We start from the raw sequence: 20,036 nt of genomic DNA on the forward strand, positions 1-20,036 counted from the left end.
ATGGAGATCCTGGGCTTCGCCCTGAGGCGGCTGCTGGTCGCCGTCCCGGTGCTGCTCGTGTCGACGTTCCTCATCTTTCTCACGGTCGCCGGGTCGGGTGACCCGCTGACCGAGCTGCGGGAGCGTCAACCGCCGGTCCCTCCGGAGACGATCGCCGCCGAGGAGGTACGGCTCGGGCTGAACCACCCCGTGCTGGAGCGGTACTGGCACTGGCTGACCGGGGTCGTGCGAGGCGACTTCGGGCCGTCGGTCAACCGCAACGCCTCCATCGCCGTGGAGATCGGCACACGCCTCGGCGTGACCATGCGCTTCGTGCTCGTCGCGATGCTGGTGGCGGCCGTGCTGGCGATCCTGGTCGGGGTCGTCAGCGCGGTCCGCCAGTACTCCTGGCTGGACCACCTGTTCACCTCGGCCGGGTTCCTGTTTCTCGCGATGCCGTCGTTCTGGCTGGCGATCCTCCTCAAACAGGGAGGCATCCAGTTCAACCGGGCGACCGGTACGGACACCTTCTACATGATCGGCGACAGGTCGGTGCCGCCGCCGCCAACCCTTCTGGCACAGCTGGCCGACATCGCCGGGCACATGATCCTGCCGACCGTCACCCTGGTGCTGATCCACTTCGCGGCGTGGAGCCGCTTCCAGCGCTCGTCCATGCTCGAAGTCCTCAACAGCGACTACGTCAGGCTGGCCACCGCCAAGGGGCTGCCCCGGCGCACGGTGCTGCGCAAGTACGCGCTGCGCACCGCGCTCACCCCGCTGATCACGGTCATCGCACTGGACTTCACCGCGGTCTTCGCCGGCGCGGTGATCACCGAGACGGTCTTCCAGTGGCGGGGCATGGGCGACTACCTGCTGTCGTCCATCAACGCGCGGGACGTCAACGCCGTCATGGCCTGGCTGCTCGTGGCGGCTCTGGCGGTGATGGTGTTCAACCTGGTGGCCGACATCCTGTACGCCGCCCTCGACCCGAGGATCCGTCATGTCCGCTGACTCCTCACCGGCACCCGTGACCGGCACCGAACCCGGCCGGTGGCGCACCGTCGCCGCCCGTTTCCTGCGGCACCGGCCGGCCGTCGCGGCGCTCGCCGTACTCACGCTCGTGGCGTTGTTCGCCTTCGTCGGGCCGTCGCTGTGGCACTACGGGTACGACCAGATCACCCCGGACAACTCCCGGCCGCCGTCGGCCGCCCACCCGCTGGGCACCGACTCGCTCGGCCACGACCTGCTGGCCCAGGTGATGCGCGGCACCCAGCAGTCGCTGCTCATCGCGCTGAGCGTGGCCCTGGGCGCGGCGCTGATCGGCACCCTGGTCGGCGTCGTCGCCGGGTTCCACCGGGGCCGCGCCGACGCGCTGCTGATGCGGGTCGTCGACCTGTTCCTCACCGTCCCGACGATCGCGGTCGCCGCCGTGCTCGGGCACAACTTCGCCGGGGAGAGCGGCTGGTTCCTCATCGCCGCGGTGCTCGCCGCCCTGATGTGGACCACGGTCGCCCGGGTCGTCCGGGGGGTCGTGCTGGGCCTGCGGGAACGCGAGTTCGTCGCCGCCGCCCGCGCGCTCGGCGCCTCCAACACCCGGATCATGGTCTCGCACATCCTGCCCAACATCGCAGGACCGATCATCGTTTCGGTGACGGTCCTGGTCGCCGGCGCGATCCTCGCCGAGACCGCGCTGTCGTTCATCGGCTTCGGTGTCCAGCCGCCGGACACCTCGCTCGGTCTCCTGGTCGCCAACGCCCAGTCCGCGGTGGGCACCCGGCCCTGGCTGTTCTACTCCCCCGGCGTGGTCATCCTGCTGATCGCCCTGTCGATCAACTTCATCGGGGACGGGCTGCGCGACGCGCTGGACCCGGCGCAGACCCGGGGGCCACGCAGGCGCCGGTACCTGGCCCGGCCGGTCGAGCGCACCGACGTGATCCCCGACGACGTGCTGCTGTCCGTCCGGGACCTGAGAGTGGTCTTCGCCGCCCCCGGGGACGACGTGCCCGCGGTCCGCCACCTCGACCTGGACCTGCGCCGGGGCGAGGTGGTCGGCCTGGTCGGGGAGTCCGGTTCCGGCAAGTCGGTCAGCGCCGCCGCGATCATGGGGCTGCTGCCGCCGGCCGCGACCGTCAGCGGCTCCATCCGCCTGGCCGGTCAGGAGCTCGTCGGGCTGGCCGAGTCCCGGTACCGGCGGCTGCGCGGGCGGCGCGTCGCGATGGTTTTCCAGGACCCGATGTCCTCCCTCAGCCCGGTGCACACGATCGGCGACCAGGTGGCGGAGGCCGTGCGGGTGCACCAGGGGGGTTCCTGGGCCGCCGCCCGCGACCGGGCCGCCGAACTCCTGGACATCGTCGGCGTGCCCGACGCCCGCAACCGGCTGCGCGACTACCCGCACCAGTTCTCCGGCGGGATGCGTCAGCGGGTGGTGATCGCCATGGCCATCGCCAACGACCCGGACCTCATCATCGCCGACGAGCCGACCACCGCGCTGGACGTGACCGTGCAGGCGCAGGTGCTCGCGGCGCTGCGGGCCGTACGGGAACGCACCGGGGCGGCGATCCTGCTGATCACCCACGACCTGGGCATCGTGGCCGAGGTGGCGGACCGGATCGCGGTGATGTACGCGGGCCGCCTGGTGGAGACCGGCACCGCCGCGGACGTCTTCGACCGTCCCGCCATGCCGTACACCCGCGGCCTGCTGGAGTCGGTCCCCCGCCTGGACCGGCCCGCCGAGGAGGAACTGTGGGCCATCCCCGGCTCTCCGCCGACGATGACCGCGCTGCCGTCCGGATGCGCGTTCGCGCCCCGCTGCGCGAGCCGTACCGCCGAGTGCGCCGAGAGCGAGCCCGGCCTGCGCCCGGTGTCCGCCGGGCACCTCGCCGCCTGCCTGCACCTGACCGCCGAAAGGACACCACGCCGATGACCTCCCACCCGTACGGCTTCCGCCGGAGCGTGTCATGACCGGTGAGGAACTGCTGACGGTCGAGGACCTGACCAAGCACTACCCGGTACGGCGGGGGCACGTCGTCAGACGGCGGGCCGGGGTGGTCAAGGCCGTCGACGGCGTGTCCTTCGAGCTTCGGGCCGGGGAGACGCTGGGAGTCGTCGGAGAGTCCGGGTGCGGCAAGTCGACGCTCGCGAAGCTGCTCATCCGGCTGGAGCAACCGACCGGCGGGCACATCCGGTACCGGGGCGCCGACATCGCGACGCTGGGCGGACGCGGGCTACGCGACCTGCGCCGCAAGGTGCAGATCGTCTTCCAGGATCCGTACTCGTCACTGGACCCCCGGATGACGGTAGGCCAGATCATCGCGGAGCCGTTCGCGGTGCACCGTGACGCGGCGCCCGACGACCGGCGCGGCCGGGTGCGGGAACTGCTGCGGACGGTCGGTCTCAACCCCGAGCACATCGACCGCTACCCGCACCAGTTCTCCGGCGGGCAGCGTCAGCGCATCGGCATCGCCCGCGCGCTCGCGCTCCGTCCCGACGTCCTGGTGTGCGACGAACCGGTCTCCGCACTGGACGTGTCGATCCAGGCCCAGGTCATCAATCTGCTGAGGCAGCTGCAACGTGACTTCGGACTGGCCTACGTCTTCATCGCGCACGACCTGGCCGTGGTGCGGCACATCTCGCACCGCGTCGCGGTCATGTATCTGGGGAGGATCGTGGAGACCGGCACGGCTTCCGAGATCTTCGAACGGCCCGCGCACCCCTACACGCGCGCCCTGCTGTCGGCGGCCCCGGTGCCCGACCCCCACCACCGGGGAGAGAGGATCATCCTGCGCGGTGACCCGCCGAGCCCGATGAACCCGCCGAGCGGTTGCGCGTTCCGCTCCCGCTGCCCGCACGCGGTGGACGCCTGCGCCGAGCGTTTCCCCGAACTCACCGAACGCGGCGCCGGGCACCCGGTGGCCTGCCTCTTCGGCGGCGGCTGAGCCCGCCGGGCCGTACGGCCACGCGGAGGCCGGAGTCCTCGCGGCGATGACGGCGGCGCCCGGAGCCGATGCCGGTGGTGGGTGCCCGAACCGCTGCTGAGCCGTTCCCCCAAGGGGGTACGTCACTGAGCGGTACGCCGGGACGCGCCGCCACGGCGGAGAGCTGCTGGAGGTGTTCGGCGACAGGGCCCTGGCCCGGCTGCGGCCACACCGCATCCGGGCGGTCCTCACCCGGGCTCGCCGGGTACCACCGCCCGATGATGACCATCGGCTGCTCGGAAATCACCGGATGACACGTCGGCGTGCGGGCTCTCCCTTGGTTTGAGGGTTCTCGCGGGTCGTCCGCTGGCCGGAACGGGTGGCAGGGGACGGAAGTCTCCGGGATTCGTTCAACGACAGCCTTGATGTCATGAGTGTTTGCGACAGAGAACGAACCCTCGTCAAGGACCTGGGTGGTCACGGCCCCGTAGGGCGTGCCGTACCCGGTGGAACAAGGGTGACGGCGTGACGAGCGTGCCGCCCTCGTGGCGGGAACTGCTGGGCCCGGAGCACGCCGGTGCCGCGATCGTGCTGGCCGCGGGGGTGCTCGTCGGCGCGGTCAACATCTACCTGGCCTCAAGCCTGCTGCCGACCGCGGTGGCCGAGATCGGCGGCGCCGGCTTCTACGCGTGGAACATGACGATCTACCTCGTCGCGATGGTGGTCGCGACGATGCCGGTCAGCCGCCTCCTGACCCGCTGGGGCAACGTCGGTGCCTACCTGCTCGGCTTCACCGTGTTCCTGGTGGGTTCGCTGGCCTGCGCGGTGAGCCCGGCGATGCCGGTGTTGCTGGCCGGTCGCGGTGTTCAGGGACTGGGGGCGGGGCTGCTGTCCGGGCTGGGTTTCGCCGTTGTCCGGTCCGCCCTGCCGAGGCGGTTGTGGACGCGCGGCAACGCGCTGATGTCGGCGATGTACGGCGTGGGCAACTTCGTCGGCCCTGCGCTTGGCGGGCTGTTCGCCCAGTTCGGCGGGTGGCGGCTGGCATTCGTGACGATGGCGGCGATCGCGGCGGTGTGCGCCTCGTTCGTGCACCGGGTGCTGCCCGCCGGTGAGCGGGGTGGAGCCGGGGCGCCGGTCCCGGTCGTGTCGTTGCTGCTGGTCACGGCCGCCACCACCGCGGTCAGCGTGGCGGGGGTGTTGTCCGGCCCCCTGGCCATGGCGGTCGGTGTCGCGGTCGCGTTGCTGCTGGTGGTCGCGTTCGTCGCTCATGAGCGGCGCGGTGGGCCACGAGTCTTCCCGTGCACCACCTACCGGCCGGGTTCGCCGTTGAAGTGGCTGTATCTGACCCTGGCGCTGCTGGCCTTCGGCGTCGCGGTCGAGTCGTTCCTGCCGCTGTTCGGCCAGCGGCTGGGCGGGCTGGCCCCGGCCGCGGCCGGGTTCTTCGGCGCGGCCATCTCGCTGGGCTGGTCGGCGGCCCAGATCGTCAGCTCCTCGGCGGTCAAGGAACGCACGGTTCTCCGGTCGCGTGTCGCGGGCCCGCTGTTGCTGGCGTCCGGTCTCCTCGTCCAGGGGCTGCTACAGCGGCAGGACTCGCCGGTCTGGCTGGTCCTCGTGTGGGTGCCGGTGTTGTTCGTCGCCGGTGCCGGCATCGGGCTGGCCTATCCGCATCTGTCGGTGGCGGTGATGTCCAGCACCCGGGATCCGGAGGAAGGCGGCCGGGCGGCGGCCGCGATCGCCACGGTGACGAGCCTGTCGATCGCGTTCGGTACGGCGGTCGCCGGGGTCCTGGTCAATCTGGGCGGCGCCTCGGTGCTCGACTCGGCCCGCTACATGCTGTTCGGGTGCGCGGCCGTCTGCGCGGTCGGCGCCGTCACCGCCCGTACGGCGGCTCGCCTCAGCCCTTCGGCACCGGCCGGTCGGCCCGCTCCGCGACCTGTCCCGCCCATCGATGCGAGCTGAACCGCGGCTCGACCATGTCCGTGTACGACCCGATGGAGACGCCATGCCCGACGACCTGTCCGAGACGCCGATGTTCCCGATGGCCCGTGCGATGGGCTGCCCTTTTGATCCGCCTCCGGAGCTGAGCCGCCGTGGCGAGCTGAGTCCGGTTTCGCGCGTGCGGCTCTGGGACGGCAGCGGCGCGTGGATGGTCACCCGCCACGCCGACGTACGCGCGCTGCTCGCCGATCCGCGGGTCAGCGTCGATGTCGCGGAGCCCGGCTTTCCGCACACCAACGCGGTGAGCAAGGCACGCGACGCGCGGATGAAAACGCTGATGCAGATGGACGCGCCGGAGCACATCGTTCACCGGCGTCGGCTGACCGCGGACTTCACGGTCAGGAAGATGGAGGCGCTGCGGCCCGCGATTCAGCGGATCGTCGACGGTCTCGTCGATGACCTGCTCGCCGGGCCGAACCCGGCCGACCTGGTGGAGGCGTTCGCCCTTCCGGTTCCCTCGCTGGTGATCTGTGAGCTGCTGGGCGTGCCCTACGCCGACCGTGGCTTCTTCCAGCGGGTGGCCGGTGAGCTCGTCATGGACGAGGGCGACCCGGCCCACGCCCTGGCCGCCAGTGAGGAACTGAACGCCTACCTCGAAAGACTGCTGGAGGAGAAGAACGCGGAGCCGGGCGACGACATGCTCAGCGGGCTTGCCGTCGAGCAGTACCGTACCGGTGCCATGACCCGGCGGGAGATCGCCATACTGGGGCAGCTCCTGCTGGTGGCCGGGCACGACACCACCGCGAACATGATCGCGCTGGGTACGGCGGCGCTGCTGACGCATCCGGAGCAGCTGAGCGCGGTCCGCGGCGGCGCCGACCACGCCCGGGTGGCGGGCGTCGTCGAGGAACTCCTGCGTTATCTGTCCATCACCCACACCGAGGCCCGTCGTGTCGCCCGCGAGGACCTTGTGATCGGCGGGCGGCTGATTCGCCGGGGTGAGGGCGTCATCGCGGTGAAGAGCACCGCCAACCGCGACCCCGCCGTCTTCGCCGATCCCGACGTGCTCGACGTCCACCGCGACGCCCGCCATCACGTCGCCTTCGGCTACGGCGCCCACCAGTGCCTGGGCCAGTCGCTGGCCCGTGTGGAGCTCCAGGTCGTCTTCGGCACCCTGTTCCGGCGTGTTCCCACGCTGGCGCTGGCCGTACCGCCACAGGAGCTGACTTTCAAACCCGACGCGGTCTTCTACGGAGTCCGCGACCTGCCCGTCACCTGGTGAGGACGGTTCAGGCGCCGTTCCCGCGTCGCCCAAGGGCGTATTCCGGCAGGGGGCGGGCGTTCCTGGCCTGTGCCCGGCGCTCAACGGCGCCGATGGCCTTCATCAGCGGCAGGCGGGCGACGACGTCGCGGACGCACCGGCCGCCTTCGGTCCTGGGCACCATGAGGCGGACGTTGGGGCCGATCCGCTGCTTCGCGTCGACCAGTGGGCGGTGGGCCGTGTCGTAGCGGGCGAAGGCGACACGGTGGTCGCCGCCCGACGCGGCGAGTTCCCCGGCGAGGAGGTGGGCCCCGACCAGGGCGAGTTCCGCACCCGCGCCCGAGACGGGAGAGGCACACCAGGCGGCGTCGCCGACGAGGGCGACACGGCCGTCGGACCAGGAGCTCATCCGCACCTGGCCCAGGGCGTCGAAGTAGAAATCGGGGTCGGCGAGGGCCGCGTCGAGCAGTTCCCTGGTCCGCCAGGACGGCTCTCGCCCGAACGCCTCGCTGATCAGGCGCTTGTGTTCGGCGACGTCCCGGTGGTCGTACCGTAGCGGCGCGGAGCGGAACATGAAGTACGCCTTGGCCTGGGGGTGGTTGCCGGATCGGTAGATCCCGGTCATCCTGCCCGGCGTGTTGAACATCGTCACCCAGCGGTTCTCCCCAAGTGAGGCGTCGGTGTCGGCGAAGGCGAAGTAGTGGTGCTTGAACTGGACGAACCGCTCTTCGGGCCCGAAGACGAGCCTGCGGACGTTGGAGTGCATTCCGTCGGCGCCGACGACGAGGTCGAAGCGACGGGCGGGGGCGTGCTCGAAGGTGACCGACACGCCGTCGTCGTCCTGTTCCAGGCCGAGGATGGAGTCACCGAACAGGATCTCCACATCGGTCACCTCGTGCAGCAGGGTCACCAGGTCACCGCGCATGATCTCGATGGAGGCCGGGTCCCTGGTGTCGATCCGGGCGACGGCCCGATCGGCGGCGTCGACGAACTTCATGCCGTGGACGTCGGTGGCGAACTCGTGGATCCGCGACAGGATTCCCATCCGCTCGGCCACCTCGGTGGCGTTGCCGCGCACGTCGACCCCGTTGCCGCCGGAGCGCGGTGCCGGGGCGCGCTCGACCACGGTGGGTCTGAAGCCGTACCGGGCCAGCCAGTGGGCCAGGGTCAGGCCGGCGATGCTCGCACCGGAGATCAGGATGCGTTCGTTCACAGGACGCCTCCACGCTAGAATAAATGAAATGCATGTTCCATTTATTATGTGGAAGGGGCATTCCATTTGTCAACGCCCGCTGGATCCCGACGCCGAGCCGACGCCGTCCGCAACCGTCAGCTCGCCCTGGACGCCGCCACCGCCCTGATGGCCGAACCCGGCGCGTCCCTCACCGTCGAGGCCATCGCCAAGAAGGCGGACCTGGGGGCGGCGACCGTGGTGCGCGCCTTCGGCGGCAAGGACGCGTTGCTGGACGCCGCCGTGTCACGCCTGCTCGAACCGGTGGTGCGACGCGCCCGTGACCTGCTCGCCGAGACCACGCCCACGCGAGCCCTGCGGGTCTTCCTGCGTGAACTGATCGCCTTCCAGGCGGCGCACCACGCCGTCAACGACCAGTTGGGCGGCCTGGAGTTGCCCGCGACCACGGCACTGCGCGCCGACCTCGTCCGGGCCGTCGAGGAAATGATCGACGGGGCACGCCGTGAGGGTACGGTTCGCACCGACATCGACCCTGTCGTCACCACGACTCTGATCGGCCAGACAGCCCTGGCGGTCGCTCGCACCCGGCCCCCCTCCCAGGACCTCGCCGACGCCTATCTCACCGTCCTGCTGGACGGCCTCCGCCCGCGTTCGGAACGAACCGGGGACTGACGAACCGGGGACCGGCGCGGATCTCTGGATCGCGACGTACCGCGGCGGACCTGGACGGCGGATATGCCGGCATCGCATCGGAACGAATGGTCGCGTTGGCGGTCCTGGTGGAGCCGGTGTGGTGCGGATGGTCGTTCTGACGCGCCTGAACTGGGGTTTGCGCCGTTCGGGGGGTGTTTCTGGCCTGGGTGGCAACGATCCGACCTTGGTGGGGTTCGGCTGGCAGGCAGGTCCTAGCGTGTGTCCTTGATGAGGGAATCGAGCAGGATCCGTCGGCTGGTCTGGGAGGTGAGGCTGCCGTACGCGTCGTCGAAGGCGTGCTCGGTAAGGGCAGTTCCTCGGCCTCGACATGGACGTCCTTCTTCCTGAGCGCGTCGCCGAAGCCGGTGACGGTTTCGGGGCGGGCGCCGCGGTCGCGGTCCCCGACCACGAGCAGGGTGCGGGGCAGGCCGGCGCGAATGTCAGAGGTTGGGGACACCTCGCGATAGCGGTCCGGGTACTGCTGCGGGGTACGGCTTCGGCCAGTTGGGCTCCGGAGGCGTCTTTGAGGAGGAACCCGCTGGAGCAGGCCGCCGAGGCGCAGCGCCGGGTCGTCGAGGACCGCCCGATCGGCAGGGTCCTCCTCGATCCGAGGGCATGGCAGCGGAACCGATCGCAGGCGAGGCGCCGCTGCTTCTGGCCTACCAGGTACGACGGGGTTTCCGCTCCGCCGTTCCCCAAGCCCCGTTCAGGGTTGCGGGGCTGTCGTCGTCCGGTCCGGCGGGCAGCCCAGGCGGCGGTATCTGCCGGGGGCCATGCCGTACTCGCGTTTGAAGGCGTTGGCGAAGGCGAACTCCGAGCCGTAGCCGACGGCGGGGGCGATCTCGCTCAGCGCGGCATCGGAGTCGCGCAGCATGCGCGCGGCCGTGCCCAGCCGCCACCAGGTCAGGTAGGTCAGCGGTGGTTGCCCGACGAACCGGGTGAACCGGCTGGAGAACGCCGCACGGGACAGTCCGGCACGACGGCCCAGCGACTCGACCGTCCACGGGTGGGAGGGGTCGCGATGGATGCCGTCGAGCGCGGCACCGACGGCCGGGTCGGCCAGCGCGGCGGCCCAGCTGTCGACCGCGCAGTGCTCCGTCGAGGTGTCGAACCAGGCCCGCAGGATGTACAGCAACAGCATGTCCAGCAGCGCCGACACCACCAGGTCCGCGCCTGGCCGGGGGTTCTCGATCTCCTTGCCCAGCAGCTCGACGGCGGCGCGCAGCTCGGTGTCGCGTCCCAGCCTGGCGGGCAGGTGAATCATCTCGGGCAGCCCGCTGAGCAGCGGGTGCGCCCGGCTGGAGTCCAGCCGGTAGCCACCGCAGAGCGTCACGGTGACGGGCCCGGCGCCCTCGACGGAGGCCGAAGAGAACAGCTCGGTCTCGGCGTAGGGGTCGCAGTCGGGCTCCTCGACGGGGGTCGCGGGCGAGTCGGCCAGCGCGTAGCCGTGCCCGTGGGGGAAGAACAGCACGTCCCCCGTCGCGACCGGAACCGGCTCCCCCTCCGGCGGGATCACCCAGCACGAGCCCCGCAGCACCACCTGGAAGCCCGCCGAGCCGGGCGCCGACGGGAACCGCCGTCCCCACCGGGCCGGCCACTCGACACGCGCCGAGCGGGGCACACCCAAGCGCATGAAGGCGACCACGTCGCTCAGCACGTCCATGACATGAGTCTAATGCCGAAGACGATCGCGTATTAAACACAGACAGAGGCGCATTGGTTGTCTCGGCTGTGGCTCATATCGTTGACGGCGTGACAAAAGTACTGGTCAGTGGGGCGACCGGCACGATCGGCCGCCCTCTGGTGAACCAACTCGAAGACGCGGGCGCCGACGTCCGCACGGTGACGAGGGAGCTGACCGATCCGGTCGCGTTGGGGGCGGCCCTCGACGGCGTCGACGCGGTGTTCCTGCTGTGGCCGTTCGCCTCGGCGGAGGGCGCCCGCGAGGTGCTGGAACTGATCGGAGCGCGGCGGGTGGTCTACCTGTCCTCGGCCGCCGCACGCCCGCACGAGGTCGAGATCGAGCGCCTGATCGCCGGGACCGCCCGGGAGTGGACGGTGCTGCGCCCGCACGCCTTCGCGGCCAACGCCCTGCGGTGGGCCGCGCAGGTTCGGGCGGGCGTCGTGCGGCAGCCGTACGGTGATGTGGCCTTCTCTCCCGTCCACGAGCGGGACGTGGCGGCCGTCGCGGTGCGCGCGCTGCTCGGCGGGGGGCACCACGGCGTGGTCCACACACTGACCGGGCCCCGGCCGCTGACCCAGCGGGAACAGACGCGGGCGATCGGTGACGCGATCGGCCTGCCGGTGCGCTGGGAGGAGGAGCCTCCGGAGGAGGCCAGGCTGCGGTTGCTCGGGCTCGGATGGCCCGCTCCCGCCGTGGACGGCATGCTGCGCGGCCTGGCCGAGCCGGGCCCGGCCACCGACACCGTGGAGAAGGTCACCGGAGTGCCCGCGAGCACCTTCGAGACGTGGGCGAGCGAGCACGCCGCCGACTTCCTCGGCACCATGCGGGCCGCCCGCATCCATGAGTACGGCGACGCCTCGGTGATCTCGCTGGAGGAGGTGCCGGTGCCGAGGCCGGGGCCGGGCGAGGTGCTCGTCAGGGTGGCCGCCACGTCGTTCAACCCGTCGGAGGTCGGCCTGCGAACGGGTCTGCTGCGGGACGTGCTCGATGTCACGCTTCCGCACACGTTCGGCTGGGACGTCGCGGGCACCGTGGTCGTCGGGGCCGGTGACCTCACCCCCGGCGATCGGGTGATCGGGCTCATCGGCGGGGCGGCCGCCGAGTACGCGGTCGCGAAGGCGGACGCGCTGGCCAAGGCACCGCGGCGGATTCCGCTGGCGGACGCGGCCGCCGTGCCGGTGGCCGGGCTCACCGCGTGGCAGGCGGTCTTCGAGCACGCCCGCATCGGTCGCGGCAGCCGGGTGCTGATCAACGGGGCGGGCGGCGGCGTCGGGCTGTTCGCCGTGCAGCTGGCCAAGCACGCGGGCGCGTACGTGGTGGCGACCGCCGGGCCGCGCAGCGCCGCCGCCGTCCGGGCGCTGGGCGCCGACGAGGTCGTCGACTACACCACCACTCCCCTGCCGGGCGGTAACGACGTGCTGATCAACCTCGTGGCCGACGTGCCCGCCTCGGCGACGGAGCTGGCCGAGGAGTTCGTCTCGATCACCCGGTCGATCGAGCACCCGCGCGCCGTCCGGTTCGTGGCCCGCAACGACCCGGGCCAGCTGGCCGAACTCGTGGCGCTGATCGACGAGGGCGTGGTGGACGTCACGGTGGACGTTCGCCCGCTGGATTCCCTGGCTGCTCTGCACCACGAAGCAGAGCGCGGCCTTATTCGCGGAAAAATCGTATTGAAGGTGGGTAAATGATCAAGATTGGCATCATCGTCGGCAGCACGCGTCCGGGACGCAACGGCGAGGCCGTGGCCCGCTGGGTCCACGACCACGCGGTCAGACGTGGCGACGCGCACTACGAACTGGTCGACCTGAAGGACTACGACCTGCCCCATCTGGACGAACCTCTCGCCGCGGCCACCGGGGTGTACGAACACCCGCACACCAAGAAGTGGTCCGAGACCGTCGCGAACCTCGACGGCTTCGTCTTCGTGACACCCGAGTACAACCACTCGATCACCGGAGCACTCAAGACCGCCATCGACTTCCTGTTCGCCGAATGGCACGACAAGGCCGCGGGCGTGGTCGGCTACGGCGTCAGCGGCGGCGTGCGGGCCGCCGAGCACCTGCGGCAGGTGCTCGGTCAGGTCAAGGTGGCCGATGTCCAGGTGGGCGTGGAGCTGCTGTTGCACACCGACTTCGAGAACTTCACCACCTTCAAACCCGCCGCGCACCAGGAGGACACCCTGGGCAGGTTGCTCGACCAGGTCGTCTCCTGGAGTACGGCGCTGCGACCGCTCAGGGCGTGACCCGTCCAACGTCGTACGGCGAATCGGGAGCCGCCTCTTCCGACCTCACCGCTCCCGCCCCGCCGGAATCACGAGCGCCTTGTGGTCGGGGGCCCACGCGAGGATCGACGCGTGCGTGAGGGCCGCCTCCGCCGGGTCGTGACAGAAGCAGCTCGACATCTCGGGCGTCAGAACCTCGGCTGAGGCTTGGCAGGCCGCTGCCCCGACCCCGCACACGGCAGGAGGCGGCGCGCACCGTGGCCCGCCGCCTCCCTCGTTCACTGCCGTGCCGTCAGCCCACCGTGCAGGCCGAGCCGTTCACGGTGAAGGCGGTCGGCGCCGGGTTGGTGCCGGTATGACTGCCACTGATCCCAACCGAGACGGACTCGCCGGGAGCCACGGTCTTGTTCCAGGTCAGGTTGTCGGCCGTCACGTTGGCGCCGTTCTGGCCCCAGACGGCGTTCCAGCCGCTGTTCACGTGCTGGCCGGCCGAGAAGGACCAGGCGATGGTCCAGCCGGTGACCGTGTTCAGGCTGGTGTTGGTGTAGGTGATGTCGGCGTTGAAGCCGTTGGACCACTCCGAGGCCAGGTTGTAGGTCACCTTGCATGCGCCGACGCCCGGATCGGCCGGGGTGGTCAGGCTGACCGTGCCGGACGGGTCCGAGACGTTGCCCGCGTCGTCACGGGCCCGTACGTAGTAGGTGTAGGTGGTGTTCGGGCTGAGGCCGGTGAGCGCCGCGCTGGCGCTGGGGTAGGTGCCGACGGGCTGGCCCGAGCCGGTGAACAGGTCGTAGCCGATGACACCGACGTTGTCGGTGGAGGCGGTCCAGGTGAGCGTGACCGTGCGGGAGGTCAGGTTGCTCGCCACCGGGGTCCCCGGCGTGCTCGGCGGGACATCCTCCACCGGGGTGGTACCGGGCTCGGCGTACAGCAGCCGGTTGGGCGAGCCGTCGCCGATGTTGGTCAGCACGTTCTTGGTGGAACTGCTGATGAGCGCGGCCTTGGTGTCGGCCATCGTCGCCGTCGGGTTGTCCTGGAGGTAGCGGGCGACCCAGCCGGTCACGTGCGGGGCGGCCATGGACGTGCCGGACCAGGAGCCCGAGGCGTTGTCGTCGGTGTTGACCGAGGAGGTGATGGAGACACCGGGCGCGAACACGTCCACGCAGGTGCCGTAGGAGGAGAACGTCGCCTTCTGGTCGGTGATGTCCGTCGCCCCGACCACGATTCCGCGCGGCGAGCGCGGCGCGTTGGTGCAGGCGTCAGTGTTGTAGTTGTTGGCGATGAACACGGTCTGGACGCCAGAGTCGATCAGACCCTCGGCGGCGTCGTTGGCGGCCGTGCCGTAGCCCTGGAGGCTGAAGTTGGCCACCGAGCGCGCCGGGTGGTTGAGCGCGACCCAGTCCATGGCCGCCACCAGGTCGCTGGTCAGGCCGCTGTTGGCGCAGTTGAGCACGCGCACGGCCACCAGGTTGACCGCCTTGGCCATGCCGTAGGTGGCGCCGCCGACCGTGCCCGCCACGTGCGTGCCGTGACCGTGGCAGTCGTCGGTCCTGCCGTCCTCGACGAAGTTGGCGCCGAAGGACGCCCGCCCGCCGAACTCGGTGTGCGTGGTACGGATGCCGCTGTCCACGATGAACGCCGTGCTGCCCGCACCGGTCGTGGTGTAGGTGAAGCTGTTGTCCAGCGGCAGGTTGTGCTGCTCGACGCGGTCGATACCCCAACTCGGCGGGTTGGGCTGGACCGTCTGGCCACTGATCGCCGAGTCGGGCTCGACGTAGGCCACGGCCGGGTTGGCACGGACCGCGTCGAGGGCGTCGTCGGGCAGGACGGCGGCGAAACCGGCGATGGCCTTGGCGTAGCGGTGGGTGATCTGGCCGCCTTCGACGACCGCGTCACGCTCCAGCGACGCGCGTAACTCCCCGGACAGGGTCGCCGACTCCTTGACGACCACGATGTAGTGGTCTCCTCCGACGGCCGTCGGGCCGGCTACGAGGAGTGGTGCCAGACCCGCCGCCTCCGCTTGGGCGGGAATCGCCGTCGCTGTCAGGGGCAGGGTGAGTGCGGCGCAGGCCAGGGTCAGTCTGCGCTTCCATGCGAGAGGCAAAGGGTTTTTCCTTCCGGAGGGATCTTGCCTCCGTGGACACTAACTGATCTTGAAACCCGGCGAGCAAGGCAATTGTTGAATGTCCGGCGTCGCCCGTGTGTCCACCGAGTCATGCTCGTCTTGAGGTGCCGCCGGAATACGGCGGAAACGGGTCGCGTCCGCTGGAGACCGCACGTCAGGCGGCGGAAGCCGAAACCCGGCTTGCGAAACCTTCGTTAGCGCAGGTCAGGCTGTACTTCGTTGGGAATTTCCTCATTGCTACCGGGGCCTCGGCGGCCCGGTGACGCGATAGACGGGCAGGTCGTGTTCGGTGCCGATCGCCACCGGTTCGCGGCAGAGGTCGTCGCGTTCGGGCAGGCCGCGATGGCCGCGGATAAGGACCTGGATGGCCGCCGCCCGCAGGCGAGGTGAGGTGAGGTGGCGAGGTTGAGCGCCTCGCGGGCCGCCGCCAGGGCGGTGGGGTCGTCCTCGCCGACCAGTTCTTCGGTGTAGGCGGCGAGCAGGTCACCGCCCGACCGTTCGGTTCGCAGGTACATCAGCCCCTCCTCGCCCTCGGTGCAGAAGAAGCTCAAGTGGGCGAACAACTCGGGCGACGTGCGGTCGGCCAGCGCCTCCCGCCACTCCTCGGCCGCCTCCGCCTCAAGGGGAAGGAGGCTTTCAGGGCCCGTGCCGAGCGCGGTGGCGACCCGCATCGTGTCAAAGAGTGTGTCGTCCGAGACCAGCCGCGGGTAGCAGACGGTCCAGGTGCCGCGCAGATCGGACGCGGAGAGGCCGTGTCGCGCCAACACAGGAGCCAGGTCACCACCCAGGACGAGACGGCCGGAGAAACACGCCGCCGCGAGGTCCGTCTCGAACTCCGGCGGAAGCCCCGCCTCGTCGAACTCGAAAACCGACCGGCTTGCGTCGAACTCCAGCAGCGGCTCCTCCAGGTCGAAGACCGGGCAGTCCCAGACAACCGGCTCAGCACCGCGGAGGACGGCCGGGCTCATCCAGATGGAGTCCCGCGTGAAGCCGAGCTCGTTGACGAGGTCGCCGCCGAAGAACGTCGCGTAGACGGCGTTGCGTCGAAACCCGCCAACGGACGACCGAGCAGGATCTCAAAGGCACCGGTCAGTTGTTCCGACCACGGGCCTAAGACATTCGAGGAGGGGGAACTCATGCCGCGACCATATAGACCGAACCCGTCATTCTAGACTGGGCCGGGCCGGCCGGAGTCTCGGACGATACGCGTACAGCCCTGGGGACGGACCGTCATCGGGCGTCGCGTATGCCGAGGATGTATGTCGCGGTGAGCGCGACGGCGCGGTCCTCGTCGTGCGACAGATCCGTGAGGGCTTTCGACGCCGTGGTTCCCGGGACGTCCGCGAGCGCCTGGGCCAGCCGCAGGCGTACGGACGGTCCGGCGGCGCCGTGGGCGAGGCGATCGACGAGCCCGGTGGCGATCCGGTCCGCCAGGGCGGGACGGCTCGCCAGCGCCCCCAGGGCGTCGGCCGCGTCGACGTCGTTCGTCCCCTCGACGACGACGTCGATGAGCGCGGGGATCGCGGCGGCCACCCCACGTGCCCCGAGCGCCAGCGCCGCGTGCCTGCGGACCACGCCGTCGGGGCTGGTGAGAGCCTCTCTCAACAGCGTGGTCGCCTTGTCGTTCTGGATCTCGGCGACGGACTGGACGGCACGTTCGCGCACCTCCGCCACCGGCGAGCCGAGGCCCTCCGCCAGCAGCGCCAGAACGTCGTCGCCCGACTGCGCCAGAGCCCAGCGGAGGGCTCCGGCGACGTGGGGGTCCTTTTCGCTCAGCGCCGCCTCGACCAGTGCCTCGACCGGCACCGCGACCTCCTCGACCGAGGACACCGAGGACAGGGCCGCGCGCTGTCGCCTGCCCGCGCTCTTCGAGCCCAGCGCCTGCAGGAGCGCGACGACCTGGAGGACCTCCTCCCAGTCCGCGGGCTCCACGGCGTCGATCTGACGCAGTCGCGTGAGCAGCTCGGTCTCGGCCGCGATGCGTTCCCGCGTCTGGCGGATGAGGTCGTCGACGAGATCCGAGGGCGTGAAGTCGGGATCGTCGAGCGCGCGCCCGACGTCACGCAACGACAAGCCCAGAGAGCGAAGACTCTCGATGTGGAAGATCCGGCGGACGTCCTCGCTTGAGTACTCCCGGTAGCCGGCGCCGCTACGGCCCGTCGGCCGTACCAGGCCGAGCGAGTCGTAGTGCCTGAGCATGCGGGCGCTGACCCCCGACCGTCGTGCCACATCACCGATCAACACCGCCTGTCACTCCTCCCTGCCGGTCGGGCCGAGGGCTACGACGCGCTTGGCCTCCTCGATCGCGAACTCGAATCCGGTTTCCGGGTCGTTCAACAGCCGTTCCGTGGCGATCGCGTGCGCGCGCACGCGCGGCCTGGGGTCCGTCGCCGCTGCGCGCAGGGCCGGCACGATCGCCTCACCGAGCGCGACCAGCGCCCGGCTGAGGCTCAGCTGCGTCTGGCGTCCGCCGCGCCCGAGCTGTGTCGCCAGTACCGCGGCCAACCCGGCCTCCTCCCCTTCGGGCACGAGTATGACCGCTGCCCGCCAGGCGCTTCGCGCCACCTCGTCGTCGGAGTCGGTCAGCAGCGCCTGGGTGATCGCCGGCCATGTCCGCCGATCGCCGATCTTGGACAGCGTGTGCAGCGCCTGGCTCCGTGCCTGCGCGCGCTCGGAGCGGAGTTCCTTGAGCAGCGCCGGGATCGTCACCGATGCCGGGTGGCGGGTAAGTGCCCAGGTCAGCATATCGCGCACGTAGAATTCGGGCTCGATCGCGCATCGCTCGACGAGCCTGCCGACGAACAGCGGGTCGGGGGTCGTGCCGATCGCCATCGCGGCCCGCAGCCGTACGGACTCGCGGCCGTCCTCCAGTCCTCGAAGAACCGCGTCCTGTTCCTGAATGGTCATCGGGACCACCTCCTCGGCAGCAGTGAAGACCTTGTCACCGTGTGAAGGTCAAGCGGGATCCGGAATCCCGTTCGCCCGGCCGTAGGAACCGGTCGCCGGCGCAGGCCTCAGCCGTCGAGGGTGGGCCGCAGGAGACGGCCGAGGCGTTGCGGGTCTGGATGATCGGGGTCGTCTCCACATGGGTGATGGCGGGCAGGGCCGCCAGGCGCTGGGTGAGGTACCGGAAGGTGTCGTGGGCGTCGGTGCAGATCACCGTGGCGGCCAGGTTGGTCGGCCCGGTGGTGGCGGCGGCGAAGACCACCTCGGGATGGGAGGCCAGAGCCTCTCCGGCGGCGGTCAGCTCGGCGGGCGGGACCGAGGCCCACAGTCGCGTCCCCGCGCGATAGCCGAGGTAGGCGACGTCGAACTCGGTGTAGAAGTGGAGCGCCCCCTGGGCCTGGAGGTCGTCCATCCGCCGCCGGACGGTCGACGGTGACCAGCCGGTGGCCGCCGCGAGCTCGGTCAGTCCGGTACGGCCGTCGTAGGCCAGGACGTTCAGCAGGCGAAGGTCGTCGGCGTCGCAGTGGGGAAGGCCGGAGCCGGTCACCGCGTCGTGCCCGGGAGCCTCGACGCGCCCGGCGGGCTGGACGAGGCGCTGACCGGGGTCGGGACGGTCTTCCTGATCTGGCCCTTCACGACCCAGGGCGCGCCCGCGGTGCTGGAGGCGATCGGCGGGCACGCCCGGCGGTTGGTCTATCTGTCGTCGATCGGCGTGGACGGCCGGCCCGAGGAGCAGGACAACCCCATCTTCAGGCTGCACACCGACATGGAGGGCCTGATCGAGAGGTCCGGCCTGCCCCGGACCGTCCTGCGGGCGGACACGCCGAACCGGTGACCGCCCCCGGTGCCGTCACGCACTACGAAACAGGCCGGTCACCGGTTCGTCCCAGTCGATGCGGTAGTCGTAGATCCAGCGACTCGGATCCGCGCCCCTGCGGGCCATGAATCTCATCCCCGCGGCCATGACGAGGTCACGCGGTATGCGCGCCAGGGGCCCGAGCCCCTTCCAGCCTCCGGTGCGGTTGCCCTGGTCGACGACCCGTTCCACGCGCTCGCGCCGGAGCCGTTCGTAGGCGGTGAAGGCGGTGGTGACGCCGGGGCTGTCGCGCAGGCACTTGGCCAGGACGACGGTGTCCTCGATGGCCATGGCAGCGCCCTGCCCGATCGAGGGGGCGGTGGCGTGGGCGGCGTCCCCGATGACGATCATCCGGTCGCGGTGCCACCGGGGCACGGAGGGGACGTCGTAGGTCTTCCAGGCGGGGAAGATCTCGTCGGAGGCCGCGACGAGGTCGGCGGCGGGACCGGCGTCGCGCCGGAACAACTCGACCAGGTGGGCCCGCCACTCCTGTGGGTCGATCGCGTCCAGCTCGGCGCGGGTCGGCTCGGCCTTCCTGGCCGGGTTCGCCGCCCACCAGACCTCCCCGCTCGGATGGGTGAGGTGCACGAAGAAGCAGTGCCTGCCGAAGATCGCGCTCATCACCCCCGGCTCGGCGCCGGTCCGGACGCCGCGCGTGTAGCCACCGGTGTTGAGCAGCCCGGAGTAGCGGACGCCGGGGGCGGCCGGGTCGATGATCTTGCGGGTACGCGACCACAGGCCGTCCGCGCCGATCAGCAGGTCTCCTTCGGCCGTGCTGCCGTCGGCGAACCTCGCCAGCACCCCGCCTCCCCCGCCGTGGGCGTCCACGAGCCGCCTGCCGTACTCGATCCGCACGCCCTGCCGTACGGCGTGCTCGCGGAGCAGGCGGTAGAGGTCGGCTCGCTTGACGGTCCTGCTGACGGTGCCGTCCGGCAGGGGCTCGCCGTACCGGAGCTCACCGAGTTTCCTGCCGGAGCCGCTGGTGAGGGTCATCCTCGGCGTCTCGAAGCCGATCCCGCCGACATCCACGCCGAGGGTGCGTAACGCGGCGAGCGCGTTCACCGCGAGTGTCAGGAATGCGCCCACGTTGTCGGCGCCGTGCTCGTAGGCCTCGTAGACGACCGGCTCGATGCCCGCCTTGCGGAGAGCGATCGCGCTCAGTGTGCCCGCGATGCCGCCGCCCACGATCAGTGAAGTGTATGTCATACACATAAATCTATGTCATAC

Annotated in this window: 17 protein-coding genes; 9 read left to right on the forward strand and 8 right to left on the reverse strand. The window is 70.7% G+C overall.

Annotation, left to right across the window (positions count from 1 at the left end):
* From ACIBVQ_RS33520 to ACIBVQ_RS33540, 5 genes are all read left to right on the forward strand, one after another.
* Complete coding sequence (locus ACIBVQ_RS33520; protein WP_352012336.1) at positions 1–990, forward strand: ABC transporter permease; 990 nt, start codon at positions 1–3, stop codon at positions 988–990.
* On the forward strand, positions 980–2,902 hold the full coding sequence (locus tag ACIBVQ_RS33525; protein ID WP_399182431.1) for a dipeptide/oligopeptide/nickel ABC transporter permease/ATP-binding protein: 1,923 nt from the start codon (positions 980–982) through the stop codon (positions 2,900–2,902). The genes ACIBVQ_RS33520 and ACIBVQ_RS33525 overlap by 11 nt, the downstream gene beginning before the upstream one ends.
* Positions 2,903–2,936: 34 nt before the next feature.
* Positions 2,937–3,914, forward strand: a complete 978-nt coding sequence (locus ACIBVQ_RS33530) for a dipeptide ABC transporter ATP-binding protein (protein ID WP_352012334.1) — start codon at positions 2,937–2,939, stop codon at positions 3,912–3,914.
* A 504-nt stretch (positions 3,915–4,418) separates the two neighbouring features.
* Positions 4,419–5,852 carry an MFS transporter gene (locus tag ACIBVQ_RS33535; protein WP_399182433.1) on the forward strand — a complete coding sequence of 478 codons (1,434 nt, stop codon included), beginning with the start codon at positions 4,419–4,421 and terminating at the stop codon, positions 5,850–5,852.
* 43 nt (positions 5,853–5,895) lie between these two features.
* Positions 5,896–7,113, forward strand: a complete 1,218-nt coding sequence (locus tag ACIBVQ_RS33540) for a cytochrome P450 (RefSeq protein ID WP_399182435.1) — start codon at positions 5,896–5,898, stop codon at positions 7,111–7,113.
* A gap of 7 nt (positions 7,114–7,120) precedes the next feature.
* Here the strand turns inward: ACIBVQ_RS33540 and ACIBVQ_RS33545 are convergent, their stop codons facing one another.
* Positions 7,121–8,305, reverse strand: coding sequence for an FAD-dependent monooxygenase (locus ACIBVQ_RS33545; RefSeq protein WP_399182437.1), 1,185 nt, complete (start codon positions 8,303–8,305; stop codon positions 7,121–7,123).
* Positions 8,306–8,371: 66 nt separating this feature from the next.
* Here ACIBVQ_RS33545 and ACIBVQ_RS33550 point away from each other — a divergent pair, with 66 nt between their 5' ends.
* A complete protein-coding gene (locus ACIBVQ_RS33550) occupies positions 8,372–8,956 on the forward strand; it encodes a helix-turn-helix domain-containing protein (protein ID WP_352012329.1) in 585 nt (194 codons plus the stop codon).
* A 727-nt stretch (positions 8,957–9,683) separates the two neighbouring features.
* Here ACIBVQ_RS33550 and ACIBVQ_RS33555 read toward each other — a convergent pair.
* Entirely contained in the window at positions 9,684–10,640 is a 957-nt protein-coding gene (locus ACIBVQ_RS33555; protein ID WP_362913125.1) for an AraC family transcriptional regulator, read from the reverse strand.
* A gap of 89 nt (positions 10,641–10,729) precedes the next feature.
* Between ACIBVQ_RS33555 and ACIBVQ_RS33560 the strand changes: the two genes are divergently transcribed.
* Positions 10,730–12,349: an alcohol dehydrogenase catalytic domain-containing protein gene (locus ACIBVQ_RS33560; RefSeq protein ID WP_399182440.1), complete on the forward strand. Its 1,620-nt coding sequence runs from the start codon at positions 10,730–10,732 to the stop codon at positions 12,347–12,349.
* Entirely contained in the window at positions 12,346–12,903 is a 558-nt protein-coding gene (locus ACIBVQ_RS33565; protein ID WP_352012324.1) for an NAD(P)H-dependent oxidoreductase, read from the forward strand. The genes ACIBVQ_RS33560 and ACIBVQ_RS33565 overlap by 4 nt, the downstream gene beginning before the upstream one ends.
* Positions 12,904–13,174: 271 nt before the next feature.
* Here the strand turns inward: ACIBVQ_RS33565 and ACIBVQ_RS33570 are convergent, their stop codons facing one another.
* From ACIBVQ_RS33570 to ACIBVQ_RS33590, 5 genes are all read right to left on the reverse strand, one after another.
* Complete coding sequence (locus ACIBVQ_RS33570; RefSeq protein ID WP_399182442.1) at positions 13,175–14,986, reverse strand: cellulose binding domain-containing protein; 1,812 nt, start codon at positions 14,984–14,986, stop codon at positions 13,175–13,177.
* A gap of 215 nt (positions 14,987–15,201) precedes the next feature.
* Complete coding sequence (locus tag ACIBVQ_RS33575; protein ID WP_399182445.1) at positions 15,202–15,975, reverse strand: hypothetical protein; 774 nt, start codon at positions 15,973–15,975, stop codon at positions 15,202–15,204.
* Positions 15,976–16,237: 262 nt separating this feature from the next.
* Positions 16,238–17,251 (reverse strand): HEAT repeat domain-containing protein, encoded by a 1,014-nt coding sequence (locus ACIBVQ_RS33580; RefSeq protein ID WP_399182447.1) that lies wholly within the window; start codon positions 17,249–17,251, stop codon positions 16,238–16,240.
* 6 nt (positions 17,252–17,257) lie between these two features.
* Positions 17,258–17,914, reverse strand: a complete 657-nt coding sequence (locus ACIBVQ_RS33585; RefSeq protein WP_352012319.1) for a HEAT repeat domain-containing protein — start codon at positions 17,912–17,914, stop codon at positions 17,258–17,260.
* Between the two features lie 34 nt (positions 17,915–17,948).
* Positions 17,949–18,500 (reverse strand): Lrp/AsnC family transcriptional regulator, encoded by a 552-nt coding sequence (locus ACIBVQ_RS33590; protein WP_399182449.1) that lies wholly within the window; start codon positions 18,498–18,500, stop codon positions 17,949–17,951.
* Positions 18,501–18,506: 6 nt separating this feature from the next.
* On the opposite strand from ACIBVQ_RS33590, the gene ACIBVQ_RS33595 reads away from it, so the two are divergent.
* Positions 18,507–18,788 carry a hypothetical protein gene (locus tag ACIBVQ_RS33595; protein ID WP_399182451.1) on the forward strand — a complete coding sequence of 94 codons (282 nt, stop codon included), beginning with the start codon at positions 18,507–18,509 and terminating at the stop codon, positions 18,786–18,788.
* Positions 18,789–18,803: 15 nt separating this feature from the next.
* Here ACIBVQ_RS33595 and ACIBVQ_RS33600 read toward each other — a convergent pair whose 3' ends face one another.
* Positions 18,804–20,015: an FAD-dependent monooxygenase gene (locus tag ACIBVQ_RS33600; protein ID WP_399182453.1), complete on the reverse strand. Its 1,212-nt coding sequence runs from the start codon at positions 20,013–20,015 to the stop codon at positions 18,804–18,806.
* Between the last annotated feature and the right edge of the window lie 21 nt (positions 20,016–20,036).

Source organism: Streptosporangium sp. NPDC049376 (assembly GCF_044466505.1).
Lineage (GTDB): Bacteria > Actinomycetota > Actinomycetes > Streptosporangiales > Streptosporangiaceae > Streptosporangium.